Consider the following 19,265-nt stretch of genomic DNA (forward strand, 5'->3'; position numbering starts at 1 on the left):
TCATCGGCCGATCGAGGCGGGAATCTCCGAAGTCGGTGCGCGGTCACGCGGCGGGCGTGGCCGCCTTCAGGGCCTGCCACGCATCGCGACGACGTGCCTGCTCGTCCGGATCGGGAACGGGAGACGCTGCCATCAGCACACGCGTGTAGTGCTCGCGGGGGTTGCGCATGACCTCGAGCGTCGGACCCTGTTCGATGACCCGACCGCGATTGAGCACGACCACTCGCTGGGCGAGGAACTCCACCACCGCCATGTCGTGCGCGATGAACAGGTAGCCGAGGTCCGCTCCGGCACGCAGGTCGGCGAGCAGATTCAGCACCTGCGCCTGGGTCGAGAGATCCAGGGCGCTCACCGCCTCGTCACAGACGACCAGCCGGGGATCCGTGACGAGTGCCCGCGCGATCGCGATGCGCTGTCGCTGGCCCCCCGAGAACTGGCGAGGGTACCGAGCTTGCGAACCGGGGGCGAGGCCCACGGCATCCAGCACGTCCTGCACCCGTCGATCCCGCTCCGAGCGCGCCACTCCGGCGACGCGCAGCGGCTCGCTGATCGCGTCGCCGATCGGACGCCGGGGGTTGAGCGAGGAGAACGGATCCTGGAACACGGCCCGCAGATCACCCTGCAGGGCACGACGCTGCGAAGCCCCCGCTCGGGTGATGTCGCGGCCCTCGAACAGGATCTGCCCGCTCGTGACGGGCTGCAGTCCGAGGATCGCCCGCCCGATCGTCGTCTTGCCCGAGCCCGACTCTCCGACGAGCCCGAGGGTCTCGCCGCGGGCGATGCTGAACGACACGTCGTCGACCGCCGGCGCGCCCTTCTTGCTGTACCGGATGACGAGGTTGCGCACCTCCAGCAGCGGCGTGGCCGCCGCATCCAGCTCCTGCATAAGACGGGTCACAGTTCCCCTCCGATCGCAACGGGCTCGCGCCACTCTTCCTGCCTGCCCCGCACCTCGTCGCGGCGGGTGCAGCGCACACCGCCATCGCCCTCGGCGCGCGGCAGCAGCGGGATGGCCGTCATGCACTCCTCCTTGGCGAATCGGCAGCGCTGCGCGAAGCGGCATCCGCTCGTCCAAGAACCCGGCAGCGGAACCTGTCCCGGAATCGAAGCGAGCCGGGTCGTCCCCTCGAACTCGACGATGGCGTGCGGATCGGCGGCGAGCAGCGCCATCGTGTACGGATGCTCCGGCCGGACGAGCACATCGCGCACCGTACCGGTCTCGACGATCTGGCCCGCGTACATGACCGAGACGTCGTCGCAGAGGTCGGCGACGACCCCCAGGTCGTGCGTGACGAGGATGATCGACATCCCGCGAGAGGCGACCAGGCCCCGCAGCAGCGCGAGGATCTCGGCCTGGATCGTGACATCGAGCGCGGTGGTCGGCTCATCGGCGACCAGCAGCCGGGGCGATCCGGCGAGTGCCAGCGCGATGGCGACGCGCTGCGCCATGCCGCCGGAGATCTCGTGCGGGTAGCTCTTCAGCACGCGCGGCGGGTCGACGATGCCGACGTCGTTCAGCAGTTCCCGCGCGATCTCGCGCGCCTTCTGCGACCCCACCTTGCGCAGCCGCTTGATGGCGGCCCCCAGCTGCCAGCCGATCGTGAACATCGGGTCGAGGGCGCGGCTCGGCTCCTGCGAGATGAAGGCGATCTCGTGGCCGCGCACCTTCGCCAGGGTCTGCTCGTCGGCCCGTGCCAGGTCGACCGAGCCCCACTGGATGCGGCCGGATCGCACCGACAGTCCGGGCGAGAGCAGTCCCAGCAGCGCATACGAGGTCACGCTCTTGCCACAGCCCGACTCGCCGACCAGCCCCATCACGCGGCCGGGCCGCACGCGCAGAGAGACCCCGGTGACGAGGGCGGGACCGCCGTCGACGCCGAGCACGAGGTCCTCCACGATCAGCTCACCGTCGGCGGCGGGTCCGCCGACTCCGGTGTGCTCGGCGAGAGCCGGAGCGCTGGCAGCGGCGTTGTCCGCCGGCAGCGCGACCGCGTCCTCGTAGTCGTTGAGCGGTTCCACGGGGAACAGCGCCGTGGCCTCGCGTGGGAGGGATGCAGCGGGGACGGATGCCGTGGGCGTCGAGGCGACGGCGACGACGTATTCGTCATCCGCGCCCTTCTTCCGCCGCTTGCGACGCAGCGCCACCAGCGGCGGCGGAGTCGCCGCACCGCCCGAGAGCACGTCCGCGAGCGCATTCGCCGCGATGATCGTCAGCGCCAGCACGGCGCCCGTGGGCACCATCATCCACGGCTGCTGGAAGATGAACCGCGAGGCCGTCTGGATCATCCCGCCCCACGTGGGTGTCGGCGGCTGCGGGCCGAGTCCGATGAAGGCGAGGCCGGCTTGCATCATGATGCCGACCCCGAAGAAGAGCACGAACTGCACGATGACCGTGGTCGACATGTTCGGCAGCACGTGCCGGAAGCTCGCGGCTGTGGGCCGCACGCCGTCGACGGTGGCGGCCTCGACGAAGAGCTGCTTCTGCAGGTTCTTCGCCTGTCCGAAGAAGATGCGGTAGAGCGCACCGAACAGCAGAACGCCAAGCAAGGTCATCACGAGGGGCATGTTGGTGCCGACCGCGGCGATGAAGGCCAAAAGGATGACGGTGCCGGGCAATGACATCACGATCTCGCTGACGCGGTTCATGACGTCCTCGGCGCGCCGGCTGCGCACGGCCCAGAGCGTCACCGGCACCGTGATGGCCACGGCGACGATCGGCGGGATGCAGGCGATGGCAAGCGTCGAAGCGGCCGCCGTCACGATGCGCGAGAGCAGGTCGCGGCCGAGTTCGTCGGTGCCGAGCAGGTGGGCGAGCGATGGTCCCTGCAGCACGGCGGAGAGGTCCTGCTCGAGCGGTCCGTAGCGCAGCCAGAGCGGAGACGTGATCGACGCGACGACCAGGCCGACCAGCCAGATGAGCGCGATCACGGCGGTGGGCGAGCGGAAGAGCCGGCCCGCTCGCCGCTTCTCGGAGCGGCGGATGGTGAGGATCGCGGTCGTTGAAACGGTCATGATGTGCGCAGTTTCGGGTCGAGGGTGCGATTGAGGGTTTCCAGCAGCACGTTGACGAGGACCACGACGAGCGTCGCGACCAGTACGAGCGCCTGCACGAACGGCAGATCGGCGGAGCCGACCGCGGCCTGCATGGCCTGACCGATACCGGGCAGCGCGAAGAGCAGCTCGATCATCACCGAACCGCCGAAGAGCACGATGAACTGGATCGCCACGCTCGCGAGGATCGGAAGGCTCGCGCCCCGCAGGGCGTGGACGTAGACGATGCGCATCGTCGGGGTGCCGACGGCGCGGAGCGTGCGGATGTGCTCCTGGGCGAGGGCCTCGGCCATCGATGCCCTCGTCTGCCGCGCGATGAAGCCGGCCGAGGTGAGGGCGATCGTGAGCACCGGCAGCACCAGGGACCGGAACCATTTGTCCGGGCTGATCTCGAAGGGCACGAAGCCCGTTGCGGGCAGCAGGCGGAGCTGCACCGCGAAGACGTAGACGAGCAGGATGCCGACCCAGAACGCGGGGAGGGAGAGCATGATGCCGGTGACCACGGTGATGCCGCGGTCGACCGCACCCCCTCGTACCGCGGCGATCACGCCGAGCACGACCCCGATGACCGCGCTCAGCAGCGTTCCGCCCAGGGCGAGGGCGGCCGTGACGGGAAGCCGCTTCGCGATGTCGGGCCCGATCGGGCGCCCGTCGATGAGCGAGACGCCGAGGTTGCCCTGGAGCACCTGCCAGACCCAGGCGAAGTACTGCTGCAGCCAGGGGTCGTACCAGCCGATGGACTGGTTGTACGCGAAGACCTGTTCGGGTGTCGCCGACTGCCCGAGGGCCACGCCGCCGGGCGTGGAGCCGGAGACGTGTACGAGCACGAACGCGATCCACGACGCGATCAGCAGCGTCAGGACCGCCCAGGCGACCCGTTTCAGAACGAAGAGGACCATCTCATCACTCCTTCTGATGCCGGTGCCGGCGGTTCACGACCACCGGCACCGGCATGCGATCAGGATGCGGGCGTGAGGGACGCGAGGAGCGGGAACGCCTCAGCGCCGGGGAAGATCGGCTCGGCGAGCTTCTCTGTGCTGTACGCCCACGGAGCCAGCTGCTCGAAGAGCGGGATCAGCCAGCCGGCATCGACGATCGCGGTGTTCAGCTCCTGAAGGGCCGCCGCCTGTGCATCCTCGTCGCCCTGGGCCGCGCCGTAGGCACCGGCCGCCGCCTGGATCTCGGCGTTCTCGGCGCCGTGGAAGTTCGCGAAGCCGAAGAGGGCCCCGAAGACCGGACCGAGGGGGTTGGTCCACTGGAACGGGATCGGGCCGCCGAGCGGCTCGGTCTGAACGACCGTGAAGAGCTCCTCGGTAGATGCCGCGTTCTTCAGGTTCATCTTCACGCCGATGGCCTCCCAGTACGGCTGGATCGCCTCCATGTCGCGCTGGCTGCCCTGGCTGATCGTGAAGTCGAACTCGAATCCTTCGGGGTAGCCCGCCTCGGCGAGGAGGTCCTTCGCGGCCTCGGGGTCGTAGGCGTACTGCTCGTCGAGCTCGGGAACGAAGCCCGGGCTGTCGGCCGGCAGGGCGTTCGCCGTCGGGACTTCACCGGGGTGCACGGCAGCGACGTACGCCTCGCGGTCGATCGCCGTGGAGAGCGCCTGGTATACGAGCGGCTCGGCCCACTGCGGTCCGAGGGCGCCCGTCTTGTCGAAGGCGATGATGTTCTGAATCGTCCCGCCGTTGGCGACGAGCCCCGTCCCCGCCGATTCGGCCTGGGCCTGCGTGTCGGCGGAGATGTTGGCGAGATCGACCTCGCCCGAGATGGCCGCGTTCACGCGCGCCTGCGGGTCGAGGATCGGCCGGAACTCGTAGGAATCGAACGCGTACGCGTCGGCGTCGGCGTCGTCCTCCTTCTTCACCAGCAGGTAGGAGTTGCCCTTGACGGTGGCATCGGCATCCACGGTCAGCGGACCTGATCCGTCCGGGGTGGCGTCCAGGCTGCTGCGGTCGGCGACGCCGGCGGGGCCCACGATCATGCCCGTGGGCGAGACCAGGTTCGACTCGAAGCCGGGCTTGGCTGCGGCGAACTGCAGGGTGACCGTGTCTTCGTCGACGACGACGACGTCGGTGATCTCGTTCTGACCACCGGTCGCGAACGCCGAGTAACCACTGAGGTCCGGATCGCCGCGCGAGTCGAGGTTCTGCTTCACCAGGTCGGCGCTGAGCGTGGTTCCGTCGGTGAACGTCGCGGCGGTGTCGAGGTCGAGCGTCAGCTGCGTCTGGTCTTCGCTGTACTCGAAGTTCGTCACGAGCTGCGGAACGACCTTGCCGTCCTGATCGAGCACGAACAGCGAGTCGTAGATGCCCTCGAAGAACATCCGCTGGCCGCTGCCGTAGCGGATCGGGTCGTAGCCGAACGCGGCCTGATCCGAGTCGGTCGCGATGACGAGCTTCGCCGTGTCGGCCGCCGCGCCGGTTTCGGACGCTGCCCCGCCATCGCTGCCGCCGCCGGAGCAGGCGCTGAGGACAAGGGCTGTGACGGCGACGGCGGCAAGGGCGCCGGCGCTGCGCGCGGTGATGAATCGTGACATCGGATCTCCTGTGATCGGTGTGGTGCTGCGGACTTCGCTGTCGCGGACCGTGGTCGGGCAACCGGTCCTGAGTTCAGAGTGACCGGCTCCGTGTGGTTTGGCCATTCGGATCCGACTCCGAACCGTTAGCGACGGCCTAACGTCGGCCGCTGCGGTGGTGTTAACACAGTGAAACATGCTTTCATAGAGCAAACAAACTCGATCCCAGGGGTACGTCCTGATTCCCCCGAGCCATCGCGCGGTGGAGTTCCTCCGCGTCCACCTCGTCGATCCGAAAGGCGCATCATGACCGCAGACACTTTTCCCGAGGGCTTCCTCTGGGGCGTCGCCACCGCCGGCCACCAGAACGAGGGGGACAACGTCGACAGCGACACGTGGTTCCTCGAGAACGTGACGCCGACGATCTTCCAGGACCGTTCCGGAAAGGCCACGGACGGCTGGAACCGCTGGGAATCAGACCTCGACCTCGTCGCCAGCATGGGCCTGAACGCCTACCGGTTCTCGGTCGAATGGGCGCGCGTGGAACCCCGCGAAGGCGAGTTCTCCCAGAACGCGCTGGCGCACTACGAGGCGATGATCGACGGATGCCTCGCCAGGGGTCTCGCGCCGATCGTGACGTTCAATCACTTCACGTCACCGCACTGGTTCGCCGCCCGCGGAGCCTGGCTGGATGCCGGAGCACCCGACCTTTTCGCCCGCTACTGCGGCGTCGTGATGGACCGCTTCGGCGACCGCATCCGCCTCGCGGTGACCTTCAACGAGCCGGACCTGCCCGAGATGCTGACGTGGGCGGGGCTCCCCGACTTCATCCCCGAGCTCGAGCGCGCGACGCTCGAGGCGGCGGGTCGAGCCGCGGGCGTCGAGCGCTACCGCGCCGGCAATGTGATGCTGCACGAGGACTTCGCCGGTATGCGCGCCGGCATGACGGCCGGGCACAAGGCGGCGAAGGCGGCGATCAAGGCGAAGCGCCCGGATCTGCCGGTGGGCCTGTCCCTCGCCATCGTCGACGATGTGGCGGCACCGGGCGGCGAGCAGCTGCGCGACCGCAAGCGCGCCGAGGTGTACGAGCACTGGCTCGAGCTCGCCCGTGACGACGACTTCGTGGGCGTGCAGAACTACGAGCGCATCGTCTACGGCCCCGACGGGCACGTCGCGCCGCCCGAGGGCGATCCGGTGAACGGCATGGGCACGGCCGTCGAGCCCGACTCCCTGCGCGGCGCGGTGGAGTACGTCTACGCCGTCAGCGGCGTTCCGGTGCTCGTGAGCGAGCACGGCATCGGGACCGAGGATGACACCATCCGCGCCGCCTTCATCGAGCCGTCGCTGGAGGGGCTGCGGCAGGCCATCGCCGCGGGTGTCCCCGTGATCGGCTACTGCCACTGGACGCTGATGGACAACTTCGAGTGGATCTTCGGCTACGGCCCGAAGCTCGGCCTGCACAGCGTCGATCGCGAGACATTCGAGCGCACGGCCAAGCCGAGCTCGGAGGTGTACGGGCGGTTCGTGCGCGAAGCGCGCGGGGCGACCGGCGAGACAAGCTAGTCTGCGCGTCGGCGGGAGCGGCGCAGCGGCGGGTCTTCGTTCGCGTCGCTCCGTTGAGGCGCGGATGCCGCCGCGGGCGTTGAGATCACGGGAATCTCCGGCGCGGGCGCAGCGGGTGCGGGGGTGGGTGTGCCTGGTTCCGGCTGCGGTTCCGGCGACACGGGGAACGGTTCGGGCGACACTCGCACCGGGGATGCGGATTCCGCCGATGGCGCCGGCGCAGGTGCGGCCGTGGCCGCGCCCGATCCGGTCGCGGGAGTGGTGCGCAGCGGCGCGTGCGCACGCCAGACCTGCAGGTAGGAGCGGTAGCCCGACCAGAGCCAGAGCGCGAGGGATGCGAGGGCGAACACGGCGCCGACCGCGACCGCCCAGCCGACGGGTGCGGACAGGGCGTAGAGGAGGCTGCCGACGAACAGGCCGATGAGAACAGACTCGACGACGAGGATGAGCACCATGGAGCTCGCCAGCACCTGCGTCCCCGCTCGGCTGGCGAATGGGAAGTAGGTGCGCTCGAGCCCCGGCTCGTCGTCGGCCGGCGACGTCATCAGGTATCGCTCGAGGCCCGGGTCGAGGTCGACGTACGCCCCCCGCAGGCGGTTCATGGCGAGCACGTAGGCCGCGTCCTCGGTCCCGACGTTGAACACGCGGAGGGCCGTGATGATACCGAGGACGACGAGCAGCAGCAGCACGCCGAGCGCGGCGACGCCGAACCACCCCTGGAACTGGGTCGCGTTGCCCATGACGCCGAGGGCGAGGAGCCCGACCGACACCAGCGTCAGGAAGATCGCGATGCGGGTGAGCACCTCGCTCTGGGTGGTGCTGCGCGAGGCCAGGAGGCTCCAGTGCTCCGTGGCGAGCATCGAGACGCGGAGCGCGCGCTGCGCATCCGTCAGCGGTGTGGCGTCGTCACCGTCCGACGGGACGGGCCCCAGCGCATCCGCCGTCATACCCGCATTCTGCACCGTCGCCGTCGGGTCCGCCACCGTGGCGGCTCAGTACTGGTGATGCGCTCGATCAGCGACCGCCGATTCCCTCGAGCGGATGCCGCGGCTAGCGTCGACATGCGGGCCCGGCAACACCGCCCGCCGACCTCCGGGAGCAACGAGATGACCAGCACCGAGTCAGGGCTCGAAGGCCGCACCGTCGTGATCACGGGCGCCGCGGGCGGACAGGGGCTCGCGGCAGCACGCCTGCTCGCGTCATCCGGTGCGCGCGTTCTTGCAACCGATGTGGCGGACGCCGCCCCCGAGCTGGACGGCACGGGCGCCGCGTATCGGCGGCTCGACGTCGCCGATGAAGGAGCGTGGGCCGCCCTCGCGGCGGACCTCGCCGAAGAGCTCGGCGGGGAGCCGCTGCGCGGGCTTGTGAACAACGCCGGGATCACCCATCGCAGCCGACTGGGCGACACCGCCCGAGCGGACTGGGATCGGGTCATCGCCGTGAACCTCACCGGACCGATGCTCGGCATCCAGGCTCTCGCACCGCTGATGGGCGAAGGGTCCTCCATCGTCAACATCGGCTCGTCCGCCGCCCTCAACGCCCACTACCCGGTGGCCTACACCTCGAGCAAGTGGGGCCTGCGCGGGCTGACCCACGTCGCCGCGACCGAGCTCGGGCCACGCGGCATCCGGGTCAATATCGTGCATCCCGGGTTCATCGAGACGCCGATGACCGCGGGGGCGCCCGCGGTCATGCGCGACGCACAGCTGGCGCTGACGCCGCTCGAGCGCGTGGGCAGCGCGGACGAGGTGGCCCAGGTGGTGGCGTTCCTGCTTTCGGATGCGGCGGCCTATGTGACCGGTGCGGAGATCCCGGTCGACGGCGGCTCGACGTCGTCGGCCGGTGTCAAGTTCATGGCCGACCGGATCGCCCGGGGCGACTGACGCGAGCCGCCGGCCGACCTCGACGGCGATCCGGCCCGCTACAGCGATCCGAGCCGGATCCGGACCGCCATCCCGATCCCGATCGCGATCCCGATCCCGATCCCGATCCCCACTGCGAACCCGATCCCGATCGCGATCCCGATCCCGAAGGTGAGACTGCGTCCGCGCGCCGAAACTGAGGGGGTTGCCTGCTCCCTCGGCGCGCAGACGCAGTCTCGCAGAGGGTGGAGGGTGGTGGGTCAGGATGCCGCGAGCTCCTCCGCGGCCTTCCGGGCGCCGCGGACGGCGACCGCGACGCTGGTCAGGGTCGGATTCATCGTGTTCGCGGTCGGGATCGTGCCGTTGCCGCCGACGACGAGTCCGTCGACGCCCCACACGCGCGACCAGGGGTCCGCGACGGAGGTGCCGTCATCCATCTCGCCGATGCGGGTCGTGCCCATGTAGTGCAGGCTCGAGCCGTTCGGCAGCAGCCGCGGCGGCGCGATGAACTCGCCGAGCGCGCTGCCCGCCCGCTTCAGGCGCTCGGTGGCCGCCGCGATCTCGGCGATCTCGGCATCCGTCAGCTCGTACTCGATCGTCATGTTCGGGAAGCCGCGATAGTCGAGGTTCTCGTCGTCGAAGGTGACGCCATCTTCCACCCGCGGGCGCTTGCGCACGCCGTAGCCCATGTTCACGTAGCCCCATCGGTTGCCCGCCGCCGGATGCGAGGGGTCGAGTTGGAACGGCGGATTCTCGGCGTACATCACCTGCAGCGAGTACGGGTGACTCGGCTCCGAGAAGGGGATGCGGTTCACGGCGGCCACGGGATCGGCGGGGTTGAGCGAACGCCGCGCGATCTCGGCGTCCAGGTCCTCCTCGGTGGCGAAGCGGCCGATCCTGCCGGCGTCCAGCGCCACGGTCGAGATCACGACGGGGTGCTCGGTGAGATAGCGGCCGAGGGCGGCGGGGCGGATGCCGGAGGCCCACAGCAGCTGGGGCGACCGGAAGGCGTCGGCCGCGACGACCACCAGATCCACGGGAACGAAGCGCGTCTCGCGCGTGCGGAGGTCCTCGACGGTCACGCCCGTCGCGCGTCCGTCCTCTATCTCGATGCGACGCGCGAGCGTCAGGTCACGCAGCTCGAAGCGCTCGCTGAGGGGTGAGGACGGGTCGATGAGCGGGCCGAGCACGACATCCGCGCCGGCCCAGCGCATGGTGCCGTCGGGCTGCGGGTCGCCCGCGACCGGGAGGGTGCCGGGTCCGTAGCCCTCGGGCAGCTCGCCGGCGTAGTCCTCTTCGAGCAGCGCGCGGATCCCCTCCCCGATCGCCGAATCGGCGAAGGCCGCGCTCTGCACGTGCAGCAGGCCCTTCGCGACCTCGAGCAGGTCGTCCCACTCGTCGTCCGCGATGAAAGGGATCTTCTCGCTGAAGGCCGGCGACGGGGTGGCGCAGGTCCAGTGCGCCCCCTGGCCGCCGACATTCGTGGCGGCAGCAGCGGCGGGGAAGGTCGGCGCCGTCGCCGACCCCTCCCCGCCGAAGTCGAGCAGATGCGTGCCCTGGCGAGCGGTGAACATCCCCTCGACGACCACGCCGGACGGAAGGCCGAGCGACTCGCGGAGGTCTCCGGCCTGCGGACCCTGCGACATCTCCCGGGCGCGTTCCTTCTCGGCGGGGTCGGCGATGTTCCGGACGCTCTCGCCCGGCGTCGCGGTCAGCTGCGGACCCGCCTCGAACATCACGACGCGGGCGTCGGGCAGCTGCTCCACGAGCACGCGCGCGTAGGCGGAGCCGATCGGCCCGCTGCCGACGATGGCGATGGTGGGGTGGTGCGAGGTGTGCGATTCGAATGACATGGCGTCTCTCCTTCGAGTGGTCACGCGACGGCCGTCTCGGCCGTGGTCAGGGGTGCGGCATCGTACTCGTCGGACAGCCGCCCCTGCGGGAGCAGGAGGGCCGCGACGATGCCGACCGCATAGGCGAGGGCGAGGCCCACGAAGATCGGCGCCAGCACGCTCGAGTACAGCTCCGCCACCTGGGCCTGCACCGCGGGCGAGGCGGCGGAGACGGCCTGCGGCGTGAGGGTCGCGGCATCCAGGGATGCGGGCAGCCCGAGTGTCACTCCCGCCCCGATCAACCCGCCGACGATCGCGGTCGCCGTCGTCGACCCGACCTGGCGCACGAGGCTCACAGTGGCCGTGACGCTGCCGGTGTCGGAACGCGGCGCGGCGCTCTGGGCGACGGCGACGATGATGTTCATGAACGAGCCCGTGCCGATTCCGACGAGTCCCATGGCGAGCATCGGCACCCAGAGCGGCATCCCGGCGGGCAGGAGCGCCATCACGAGCAGCCCGACGGCCGCCGCGATCGTGCCGAAGATCGGGAAGATGCGGTACCGGCCGGTGCGGCTCGCGAGCGAGCCGGTGACGAGGGTGCTCACCAGCATCCCGAAGACCGTCGCGATGGGAACGAGCCCCGAGACGGTCGCGGTCGTGCGGTACGCCATCTGGATGTACGTGGGCACATACGAGACGACGGAGAAGAGCCCTACGCCAATGACCGTCGACAGGACGATGCACACGAGGATCGTGCGGTTGGCGAAGTGCCGCAGTGGCACCACCGGCTCGGACACCCGCAGTTCGATCGCGATGAACGACGCGAACCCGACGATGGCGACGAGCGCAGCGATCAGCACCGGGGCACCGCCGCCGCTGGCACCCGCGCTCGCCCAGCCCGCGGCCAGCACGAAGGCGGTGACCGTGATCCCGAGCACGACGGCCCCGGCGATGTCGAACCGCCTGCCCGACCGGCCGGCGATGTGCGGCACGGCGACGACCGCGAGCGCCAGCGCGATCATCCCGACCGGGATGTTGATCCAGAAGACCCAGCGCCAGCCCCACGCATCCGTGATGAGGCCGCCCGCGAGCGGGCCGACGAGGATCGCGATCGGGAAGGCGGCGCCGATCAGCGCGAGCACGCGGGGACGCTCGCGCGGCGAGGCGACCTCGCCGACGATCGTCTGCGGCATGAGGTGGAGGCCGGCCGATCCGATGCCCTGGGCGACGCGCGCCGCTGCGAGCTGTGTGATGTCTTGTGCGAGCCCGCAGAACAGCGACGCGACGAGGAACAGGGCGAGGCTCGAGAGGAAGATCAGGCGCGCGCCGACGAGGTCGGCGAGCTTTCCGAGCACGGGCAGCAGCACGGTGCTGGCGAGGGTGTACGAGACGATGACCCAGCTCATCTGCTCGACGGCGCCGAGCTCGCCGGTGATGGTGGCGAGCGAGGTGGCCACCACGGTGTGGTCGAGCGCACCGAGGAAGGAGACGGTGAGAAGGGAGACGATGAGGAGGCGGAGCCTCCACGGGGAGAGTGGCATGCGAGTCACCCGAACGATCGGGCGGTCGACGCGACGGGGTGTGCCCCCTGCGCTGCATCACACAGAGGAACGGATCTCGCGGATCCCGACGTCATGTCGATTCTACGCCCTCTTTAGTCCAAAATCAACCAAAGCCGTGAGTCTGGCGGTGCCGAAGGGACGCACAACGCGAGAATTCCTCGGCTGAGGGCACCGATTGCGTCCCTTCGCGGTGGAGTGAGACGAGGTTGGAGGGGCAGGAGAAAGGCGGGGTCAGCGCCGGCGGGTGCGCGAGCGAGGACGGGCAGGCGGGATGGCGGGAGGTGCGACGCGAGCGCCGACCGTGCCGATGAGCTCGCCGATGCCCTCGACGACCATGCGCACCTCGTCGCCCTCGGCCAGCGGCGGAGGGGTGAGCTCGCCGATGCCCTCGACGACCATGCGCACCTCGTCGCCCTCGGCCAGCGGCGGAGGGGTGAGCTCGCCGTTGCGGCCCCACAGCTCGCCGAGGCATCCGCCGTTGCCGACCGTGCCGGAACCCAGCACGTCACCGGGCACGACTCGGGAGTTCCGGGATGCGTACGCCACCAGCTCAGGGAAGGGCCAGCCCATGTTCGACACGAGGTCTTCGCCGATGAGCTCGCCGTTCACGAAGACCACGGCGCGGACCGCCAGGAAGCCGTCGGCGTCGAGGTACTGCTGCACCTCGTCGGCCGTGACGATCCACGGACCGAGGGCAGTACCGAAGTCCTTGCCCTTTGCCGGGCCCAGGCGCACTTTCATCTCGCGGGCCTGGAGATCGCGGGCGGACCAGTCGTTCATGATCGTGTAGCCGAAGATGTGGGATGCCGCGGCATCCGGTGTCAGATTCCGCCCGTCGGAGCCCTCGACGGAGCCCACGACCACCGCCAGTTCCAGTTCGAAGTCAAGACGCTCGGTCATCGGGGGAGCGACCGCATCGCCAGGTCCGAGGACCGTGTGCGGGTTCGTGAAATAGAAGGTCGGCGCCTGGTACCACTCGGGCACGACCTCGCCCTTGCCGTCGACAGATGCGCTGATGCCCTCCACGTGCTCCTCGAACGCCACGAAGTCACGGATCGCCGCCGGGACGAGCGGGGCGAGCAGACGGACATCGGCGAGGGGGAAGGACCCGGACCGCGCCTCCGGTCGCCGAGCTGACTCCTCCGGTCGCCGAGCTTGTCGAGGCGTCGACCCTTCGACAGGCTCAGGGACCGCCTCCGGCTCAGGGACCGCCTCCGGCTCAGGGACCGCCTCCGGCTCAGGGACCGGATCCTCGGCGACCCGCGCGTGGAGCGCTCGTGCGGCATCCAGCCCCTGCACGAGCACATCGGCGACGGTCAGGCCATCAGGGAACGGCACGACGTGGTCGCCGACGACGAATCCCTCTCCCACACCCGGTCCCTGTGCTTCGACAGGCTCAGCAACCGAGAGAAGGGTCCAGCGGGCGATCCTCATGCCTTGACCCTCGTGTCGACGAGCGCCTCGGCGTTGCCGGTGAGGATCGCCTCCGTCACCGCGGCCTCGAGCCCGGCATCCCGAACGAAGGCGACAGGGTCATCCAGTCCCATGTCGAAGGGGAAGTCGCTGCCGAGCACGACGCGGTCTGCTCCGGCGACCTCGACCAGCGCCCGCAGCGTCCGCTCGTCGTGCACGACCGTGTCGAACCACAGCTTACGGAGGTAGGTCGAGGGCCGGTGCTCGCAGCGTCGCGCCTCGGGCCGCACGTCCCATGCGCGGTCCGAGCGGCCGATCACCGTCGGCAGGTAGCCCCCGCCGTGTGCGGCGACGACCTTCAGGCCCGGATGCCGATCCAGCACGCCCGCGAAGATGAGGTGCGACAGCGCGACCGCGTTCTCGGTCGGCTGCCCCACGGTGTTGGAGAGGTAGAACCGGTCCAGGCGCTCGTCGAGGCTGCAGCCGAACGGATGCAGGAATACGATGCAGCCGAGCTCGGCCGCGCGAGCCCAGAAGGGCTCGAGGCGCTCGTCCGAGAGTTCCACATCGCCGGCGAACGATGAGATCTCGACCCCCGCGAGCCCGCGTCCGAGCACCGCGTCGTCGAGGTACTCGACGATCCGCGACGGATGCTGCAGCGGCACGACCCCGAGCCCGATGAGCCGGTCCGGCGCTTGGGCGACGTGTTCGGCGACGAGCCGATTCGTCTCCATGGCGACCCAGACCGCGAGCCCCTCGGGCGCCCACGGGTAGAAGTGGTTGGGCGAGACGCTGACCCACTGGCGGTCGACGCCCTGCTCGTCCATGGCGGCGAGCCGCGCCCGCACGTCGGTGAGCTTGGGGATGCGCGCGCCGACCATGGCCCCGGATGCCTGCAGGCTCTCGATGCCGTTGCGGCGCTTCTCGAGCTCCGCGGCCTCGGCGACCAACTCGGGCGCGCGGCGCACGACCTCGGCGTGCATCGCGGGAAGGAGGAGGTGGGCGTGGACGTCGGTGGTCATGCGGGTTCCGCCATCTTCTTCGCGATGCCGAAGATCAGGCCGCCCGCATCCGCATCGCGATTGCCGTCGATCTGCCATTGGCCGAGCTGCACGGATGCCTCCACCACCGCCTTGGCGCGCGGCACGCGCCGGGCGTGGAAGTCGTCCCAGAGCTGCTGGTCTAGCTCATCCCGTGCGACGAGCAGCTCGGTCAGCACGTAGGCGTCCTCGAGGCCCTGGGCGGCGCCCTGGGCGATGGTGGGAGGGCAGCTGTGTGCGGCGTCGCCGATGATGATGGCACGGCCGCGGTTCCAGGCGCCGTCGACCAGGTGGGACGTGAACCAGGTGTAGTTCGCGTTCGCACCCGCCTCGAGGTCGGCCCGGATCGAGTTCCACGGGCCGTCGTAGGCCCGGGACTCCTCGAGCATGATGCGGGTCGCGTCCTCGTCGGAGGTTCCGAACCGGTCCTGCGCCTTCTCGACGAGGAACGCGTACATGCTGTCCTCGCCCGTCGGCGTGTAGCCGGCGATGTAGACCGGGCCGCCGTAGTACAGCTCGGTGCGCTCCACCTCGGCCGGACGCGAGACGAACGTGCGCCAGATGCCCATGCCGGTCGGCTGCGGCTTGGTCTCGATGCCGATGAGATCCCGCACCGCCGAGTTCAGGCCGTCCGCGCCGATCAGCAGGTCGTACTCGCCTACCGACTCGTCGTCGACGTACAGTTCGACGGCGTCGTCGGCGCGCAGATCCGCACCGGTGATCTTCCTGCCGAAGTGGATCTTGGCACCGGCGCGTTCGGCGTGCTCGAGCAGGATGCGGGTGAGATCCGCCCGCGGCATCCCCATCGACGACGGATACTCGGGCCCGCCCGCCTTGATGTCGGGAAGCTGGGCGACGATCGGTGCTCCAGGGCCCGGGGCTCGGAGGTTCAAGCCCTCGAACGCGTAGCCGGCGGCGCGGATGTCGTCCCACACGCCGAGCGCGCCGAACACCCGCAGCGCGTTCCCCTGGAGCGAGATGCCGGATCCCTGCGTGCTGAGCTCCGGCTTCGCCTCGAACAAGTCGACGTGGACCCCCGCCTTGGCGAGCTGGATTGCGGCGGCGAGTCCCGCGACGCCGCTGCCGACGATCGCGACCTTCTGCACTGCGGTCATGTCAGAACCTCTCTGTTCTCTTTCACTGCGGGTGTTCTTTCTGATTCGGGTTCGGGCGGGGCGATCAGAGGATCGCGACGGGATTGATGGGCGAGCCGACCGCACCCGTGATGGGAAGCGGTGCGGCCGAGAGCAGGAAGTCGTAGCGGCCGGATGCCGCGCACGCGGCGCCGAGCGCCTCCAGGTCCCACATCTCGCCGATCGTGAGGCCGAGGTTCGGGATCACGACCTGGTGAAGCGGCTGAAAGGCCGGCGCGTCGAACTCGTTCGGACGCACCTCGAAACCCCACGTGTCGGTCGCGATCGCCGCGATCTCGGTGCGGTGCAGCCAACCGGCGGTCGTGAGCGAGAGCCCTGGCGCCGGACCTCCGGCGTAGTCGCCCCACCCGTCCCGGCGCGCGCGAGCCAGCTGGCCGGTTCGCACAAGCACGATGTCGCCGCGACCGACGGTGGCGGAGGCGCCCTGTGCCTGGATCGTGTCCTCGAGGTCGGCGGTCGTGACGGCATAGCCGTCGGGCAGCTCGCCCGTCTCGGGCCGCAGGTGGCGGCCGACATCCAGCAGGACGCCCCTCGAGACGAGAACGGATGCCGCGTGCTCGATGCCCGTGACGAGGTCGCCCTCGCTCGTGACGACGTCGCCCGCGCGGCGGCCGTTCCAGGCCATGCCGTGGTCGAAGATGTGGCCGAGGCCGTCCCACTGGGTCGAGCACTGCAGGGGCATCGCGATCACGTCGTCGGCACCGCCGATGCCGTGCGGGAAGCCCTGGTTGCCGCGCTCGGCGTCGACGCCCGTGTCGGTCATCGTGTGCACCGGGTTGGTGCGCCGGCGCCAGCCCTTCTGCGGGCCGTTCGTGTCGAACGACTGCGAGAGCGAGATCACCGTGCCCTCGCGCACGAGGGCCGCGGCATCCACCCGCTTCTGCGGCTCGATGAAGTTCAGCGTGCCGAGCACGTCCTCCTCGCCCCAGCGCCCCCAGTTGCGGAACGCCTCGGCGCGCGCGCCGATCTCGCCCTCGGGGTTCGTTCGGTCGAGGTCCGCGGGCTCCTCGCTAGGGCCCGGTCCCTGTGGTTCGACAGGCTCACCAACCGGTTCAGCAGTCGCCTCGGTCATCAGGACGCCTCGACTGGCTCGGCGACCGAGGAGGCCGCGACGCAGCGGACGACCTGCGTGCCGAGCCCCGAGATGGAGGCGGTCATGACGTCGCCGTCCCGGAGGAACCGCTTCCAGTGCTGGCCGTTGCCCGCCGGGCTGCCGGTGAGCAGGATGTCGCCCGGCAGCAGCGGCATGGTCTGCGAAGCACCGCTGATGAGGGCCGGGATGTCGAACAGCAGGTCGCTGCTGTTCCCGTCCTGCATGACATCGCCGTTGAGCTCGAGCCGGAGGTTGACCGAGCCTCCGTCGACGAACGGCGCCGGCACGAGGAACGGTCCCGTGGGGAGGAAGCCCGGAGCGTTCTTCGCGCGGTACCAGTCGGTGCCGATCTCCTTCATGTCCTTTCGGAACACGAGGTCGCGCGTGGTGATGTCGTTGATGATCGTGTAGCCGGCGACGTGGTCGAGCGCGTCGTCCTTCGAGACCCGGAACGCCTCGCGGCCGATCACGACCGCGAGCTCCAGCTCCCAGTCGTGCACGTCGCTGTAGGCGGGCAGCTCGAGCGGCACGTCGTCGCCCACGACGCACGCCGGCAGGCCGATGAAGAAGTACGGCTCGCCGTTCGCGGCACGGTCGTCCATCATCTTGGCGGCGAACTCGCGTGCCTCGTCCGGCGTGCGGTCGGAGTTCTGCGTCAGCCCGGCGGCGACCAGCTCGATCACGTGCTGGCGGTAGTTGGCGCCCGCCTGAAGCACCTGGCGCGGCTCGACCGGAGCGGTCAGCGTCACGTCGGCCAGCGGCATCCACTGGCCCTCTTCGTCGGAGGCGAGCGCGCCGAGGCGGTCCCAGTCCGGGGCGGCGAGGAAGGCGTTGAGATCCGGGGCGCCCAGGGCTGCGGCATCCAGGAGTCTGATCCGATCCCCCGCGACGAGCCCCAGTCGCACGTCTGCCCCCTGGCGGAAGCGCGCGAGCGCGAAGGGGGCCGATAGTCCGTTCGACGACGATGTCATGTGTTCCTCCTGTGTCATCCCGGGGCGGTGGGGCGCCCGGGACGGGTGAGGGCGGGAACGGCACCCCGGCCGCCCCCGCCCGATTCAATCAGCCCTGGCCGTGCTTGGCGTAGGGGTTGAACAGCGCTTCCTTGATCTCGTCGGGCACGCCCTCTTCGGTCGCGCTCGGGCCGTCCGCGGGCGGGAAGGACTCGGTCATCGACATCGGCATCGCGCCGTTGCGGTACATGTTGTTCGAGCCCTGCGACGGACGCCAGGTGTTCGCCACCCAGTCCGGCACGTAGTTGCGGTAGCCGCCGGTGTTGAGCTCGATGCGCAGCGACGAGGGCTCGCGGTAGTAAAGGAAGTTCTGCTCGCCGATGCCGTGGATCGACGGTCCGTACTCGATCGGGTAGCCGTTCTCTCCCAGCACGTCGGCGGCGATCAGCAGCTCTTCGCGGGTGTCGACCCAGAAGGCGTAGTGGTTGATGCGGCCGGCCTTGGTCGAGCCGTCGAGCACGACGCCGAGGTCGTGCGACTTCTCGTTGGTCGTGAGCACGGAGAACACCGAGATGGGCGCCTCGTCGAGCACCGTGCGCGCCATGAAGCGGAAGCCGAGGGTGTCGACATACCACTTCACGAAGCCGTCGACATCGCTCGTCGCGATCGTGACGTGGTCGAGCTGACGCGGGGCGCCGGCGACCTTGCTGCGGCGCGAGGGACGGTCGGGGTAGATGGATGCCGCATCGCCCTCGGTGTCGTGGTGGCGGGTGACGTCCCAGTGCAGGGTCATGCTGTGCCCGAAGGGGCCGGTGAAGCGGTAGGCGCGGCCGATGTGCGGCACGTCGTCGACCCACTCGCCCTGGGCGCCGGCGGCCTCGATGCGCTTCGCGGCCTCTTCAAGCGCCTCGGCGCTCGAGGTGCGCCACGCCATCGTCTGCAGCGACGGCTCGTCGCCGGGGACGACGACCACGGAGTACTTGTAGTAGTCGCCCCAGCAGCGCAGGTACACGGCGCCGTCGATCCGGTCGACGACCGTGAGCCCGACCTGGTTCACGTAGAAGTCGACGGATGCGTCGACGTCCGGCGTCGTGATGGCCACGTAGGAGAGGTGGGAGAGAAGCTTGATCATCTTCGATCCTTTCGATGAAGCGTGCGGGTTGTCCCGAATCCCACTTTCGCTCAGGATCGACGTATCCAGGAATGGCAACTTCACGATCCGATGGATCA

Annotated in this window: 15 protein-coding genes; 2 read left to right on the plus strand and 13 right to left on the minus strand. The window is 69.8% G+C overall.

What is annotated here, in order from left to right; all coding sequences use genetic code 11:
• Nucleotides 1-43 precede the first annotated feature (43 nt).
• From ACPW96_RS12525 to ACPW96_RS12540, 4 genes are read right to left on the minus strand one after another with little or no spacing between them, the layout of a single operon-like run.
• Complete coding sequence (locus ACPW96_RS12525; protein ID WP_425883458.1) at nt 44-898, minus strand: ATP-binding cassette domain-containing protein; 855 nt, start codon at nt 896-898, stop codon at nt 44-46.
• On the minus strand, nt 895-3,012 hold the full coding sequence (locus tag ACPW96_RS12530; protein WP_425883460.1) for a dipeptide/oligopeptide/nickel ABC transporter permease/ATP-binding protein: 2,118 nt from the start codon (nt 3,010-3,012) through the stop codon (nt 895-897). The genes ACPW96_RS12525 and ACPW96_RS12530 overlap by 4 nt, the downstream gene beginning before the upstream one ends.
• Complete coding sequence (locus ACPW96_RS12535; protein ID WP_425821213.1) at nt 3,009-3,950, minus strand: ABC transporter permease; 942 nt, start codon at nt 3,948-3,950, stop codon at nt 3,009-3,011. Before ACPW96_RS12535 ends, ACPW96_RS12530 begins: the two co-directional genes overlap by 4 nt.
• Nucleotides 3,951-4,009: 59 nt before the next feature.
• Nucleotides 4,010-5,587 carry an ABC transporter substrate-binding protein gene (locus tag ACPW96_RS12540; protein WP_425883462.1) on the minus strand — a complete coding sequence of 526 codons (1,578 nt, stop codon included), beginning with the start codon at nt 5,585-5,587 and terminating at the stop codon, nt 4,010-4,012.
• A gap of 285 nt (nt 5,588-5,872) precedes the next feature.
• Between ACPW96_RS12540 and ACPW96_RS12545 the strand changes: the two genes are divergently transcribed.
• Nucleotides 5,873-7,129 (plus strand): glycoside hydrolase family 1 protein, encoded by a 1,257-nt coding sequence (locus tag ACPW96_RS12545; RefSeq protein ID WP_425883464.1) that lies wholly within the window; start codon nt 5,873-5,875, stop codon nt 7,127-7,129.
• Here ACPW96_RS12545 and ACPW96_RS12550 read toward each other — a convergent pair.
• Entirely contained in the window at nt 7,126-8,076 is a 951-nt protein-coding gene (locus ACPW96_RS12550) for a hypothetical protein (RefSeq protein ID WP_425883466.1), read from the minus strand. The genes ACPW96_RS12545 and ACPW96_RS12550 overlap by 4 nt on opposite strands.
• 159 nt (nt 8,077-8,235) lie before the next feature.
• On the opposite strand from ACPW96_RS12550, the gene ACPW96_RS12555 reads away from it, so the two are divergent.
• A complete protein-coding gene (locus tag ACPW96_RS12555; RefSeq protein WP_425883468.1) occupies nt 8,236-9,012 on the plus strand; it encodes an SDR family NAD(P)-dependent oxidoreductase in 777 nt (258 codons plus the stop codon).
• A 239-nt stretch (nt 9,013-9,251) separates the two neighbouring features.
• Here ACPW96_RS12555 and ACPW96_RS12560 read toward each other — a convergent pair whose 3' ends face one another.
• From ACPW96_RS12560 to ACPW96_RS12595, 8 genes are all read right to left on the minus strand, one after another.
• Nucleotides 9,252-10,844 (minus strand): GMC oxidoreductase, encoded by a 1,593-nt coding sequence (locus ACPW96_RS12560; RefSeq protein WP_425883469.1) that lies wholly within the window; start codon nt 10,842-10,844, stop codon nt 9,252-9,254.
• 20 nt (nt 10,845-10,864) lie between these two features.
• Nucleotides 10,865-12,364: an MFS transporter gene (locus ACPW96_RS12565; protein WP_425883471.1), complete on the minus strand. Its 1,500-nt coding sequence runs from the start codon at nt 12,362-12,364 to the stop codon at nt 10,865-10,867.
• 252 nt (nt 12,365-12,616) lie between these two features.
• Nucleotides 12,617-13,819: a fumarylacetoacetate hydrolase family protein gene (locus ACPW96_RS12570; protein WP_425883473.1), complete on the minus strand. Its 1,203-nt coding sequence runs from the start codon at nt 13,817-13,819 to the stop codon at nt 12,617-12,619.
• Nucleotides 13,816-14,820 carry an amidohydrolase family protein gene (locus ACPW96_RS12575; protein ID WP_425883475.1) on the minus strand — a complete coding sequence of 335 codons (1,005 nt, stop codon included), beginning with the start codon at nt 14,818-14,820 and terminating at the stop codon, nt 13,816-13,818. The genes ACPW96_RS12570 and ACPW96_RS12575 overlap by 4 nt, the downstream gene beginning before the upstream one ends.
• Nucleotides 14,817-15,953: an FAD-dependent oxidoreductase gene (locus ACPW96_RS12580; RefSeq protein WP_425883477.1), complete on the minus strand. Its 1,137-nt coding sequence runs from the start codon at nt 15,951-15,953 to the stop codon at nt 14,817-14,819. Before ACPW96_RS12580 ends, ACPW96_RS12575 begins: the two co-directional genes overlap by 4 nt.
• 64 nt (nt 15,954-16,017) lie before the next feature.
• Nucleotides 16,018-17,064 carry a cyclase family protein gene (locus ACPW96_RS12585; protein WP_425883479.1) on the minus strand — a complete coding sequence of 349 codons (1,047 nt, stop codon included), beginning with the start codon at nt 17,062-17,064 and terminating at the stop codon, nt 16,018-16,020.
• Entirely contained in the window at nt 17,064-18,056 is a 993-nt protein-coding gene (locus ACPW96_RS12590; RefSeq protein WP_425821224.1) for a fumarylacetoacetate hydrolase family protein, read from the minus strand. Before ACPW96_RS12590 ends, ACPW96_RS12585 begins: the two co-directional genes overlap by 1 nt.
• Before the next feature lie 88 nt (nt 18,057-18,144).
• Entirely contained in the window at nt 18,145-19,167 is a 1,023-nt protein-coding gene (locus tag ACPW96_RS12595; RefSeq protein ID WP_425821225.1) for a VOC family protein, read from the minus strand.
• Nucleotides 19,168-19,265: the final 98 nt, after the last annotated feature.

The organism is Micromonospora sp. DT81.3 (assembly GCF_049847225.1).
GTDB lineage: Bacteria > Actinomycetota > Actinomycetes > Actinomycetales > Microbacteriaceae > Microbacterium.

What these genes read in the sequence shown, in the direction of transcription:
- ACPW96_RS12575 (WP_425883475.1), bottom strand. Translation starts at nt 14,820, where the DNA reads ATGACCACCGACGTCCACGCCCACCTCCTCCTTCCCGCGATGCACGCC.
- ACPW96_RS12565 (WP_425883471.1), bottom strand. Translation starts at nt 12,364, where the DNA reads ATGCCACTCTCCCCGTGGAGGCTCCGCCTCCTCATCGTCTCCCTTCTC.
- ACPW96_RS12530 (WP_425883460.1), bottom strand. Translation starts at nt 3,012, where the DNA reads ATGACCGTTTCAACGACCGCGATCCTCACCATCCGCCGCTCCGAGAAG.
- ACPW96_RS12570 (WP_425883473.1), bottom strand. Translation starts at nt 13,819, where the DNA reads ATGAGGATCGCCCGCTGGACCCTTCTCTCGGTTGCTGAGCCTGTCGAA.
- ACPW96_RS12595 (WP_425821225.1), bottom strand. Translation starts at nt 19,167, where the DNA reads ATGATCAAGCTTCTCTCCCACCTCTCCTACGTGGCCATCACGACGCCG.
- ACPW96_RS12535 (WP_425821213.1), bottom strand. Translation starts at nt 3,950, where the DNA reads ATGGTCCTCTTCGTTCTGAAACGGGTCGCCTGGGCGGTCCTGACGCTG.
- ACPW96_RS12540 (WP_425883462.1), bottom strand. Translation starts at nt 5,587, where the DNA reads ATGTCACGATTCATCACCGCGCGCAGCGCCGGCGCCCTTGCCGCCGTC.
- ACPW96_RS12580 (WP_425883477.1), bottom strand. Translation starts at nt 15,953, where the DNA reads ATGACCGCAGTGCAGAAGGTCGCGATCGTCGGCAGCGGCGTCGCGGGA.
- ACPW96_RS12550 (WP_425883466.1), bottom strand. Translation starts at nt 8,076, where the DNA reads ATGACGGCGGATGCGCTGGGGCCCGTCCCGTCGGACGGTGACGACGCC.
- ACPW96_RS12560 (WP_425883469.1), bottom strand. Translation starts at nt 10,844, where the DNA reads ATGTCATTCGAATCGCACACCTCGCACCACCCCACCATCGCCATCGTC.
- ACPW96_RS12590 (WP_425821224.1), bottom strand. Translation starts at nt 18,056, where the DNA reads ATGACATCGTCGTCGAACGGACTATCGGCCCCCTTCGCGCTCGCGCGC.
- ACPW96_RS12585 (WP_425883479.1), bottom strand. Translation starts at nt 17,064, where the DNA reads ATGACCGAGGCGACTGCTGAACCGGTTGGTGAGCCTGTCGAACCACAG.
- ACPW96_RS12555 (WP_425883468.1), top strand. Translation starts at nt 8,236, where the DNA reads ATGACCAGCACCGAGTCAGGGCTCGAAGGCCGCACCGTCGTGATCACG.
- ACPW96_RS12545 (WP_425883464.1), top strand. Translation starts at nt 5,873, where the DNA reads ATGACCGCAGACACTTTTCCCGAGGGCTTCCTCTGGGGCGTCGCCACC.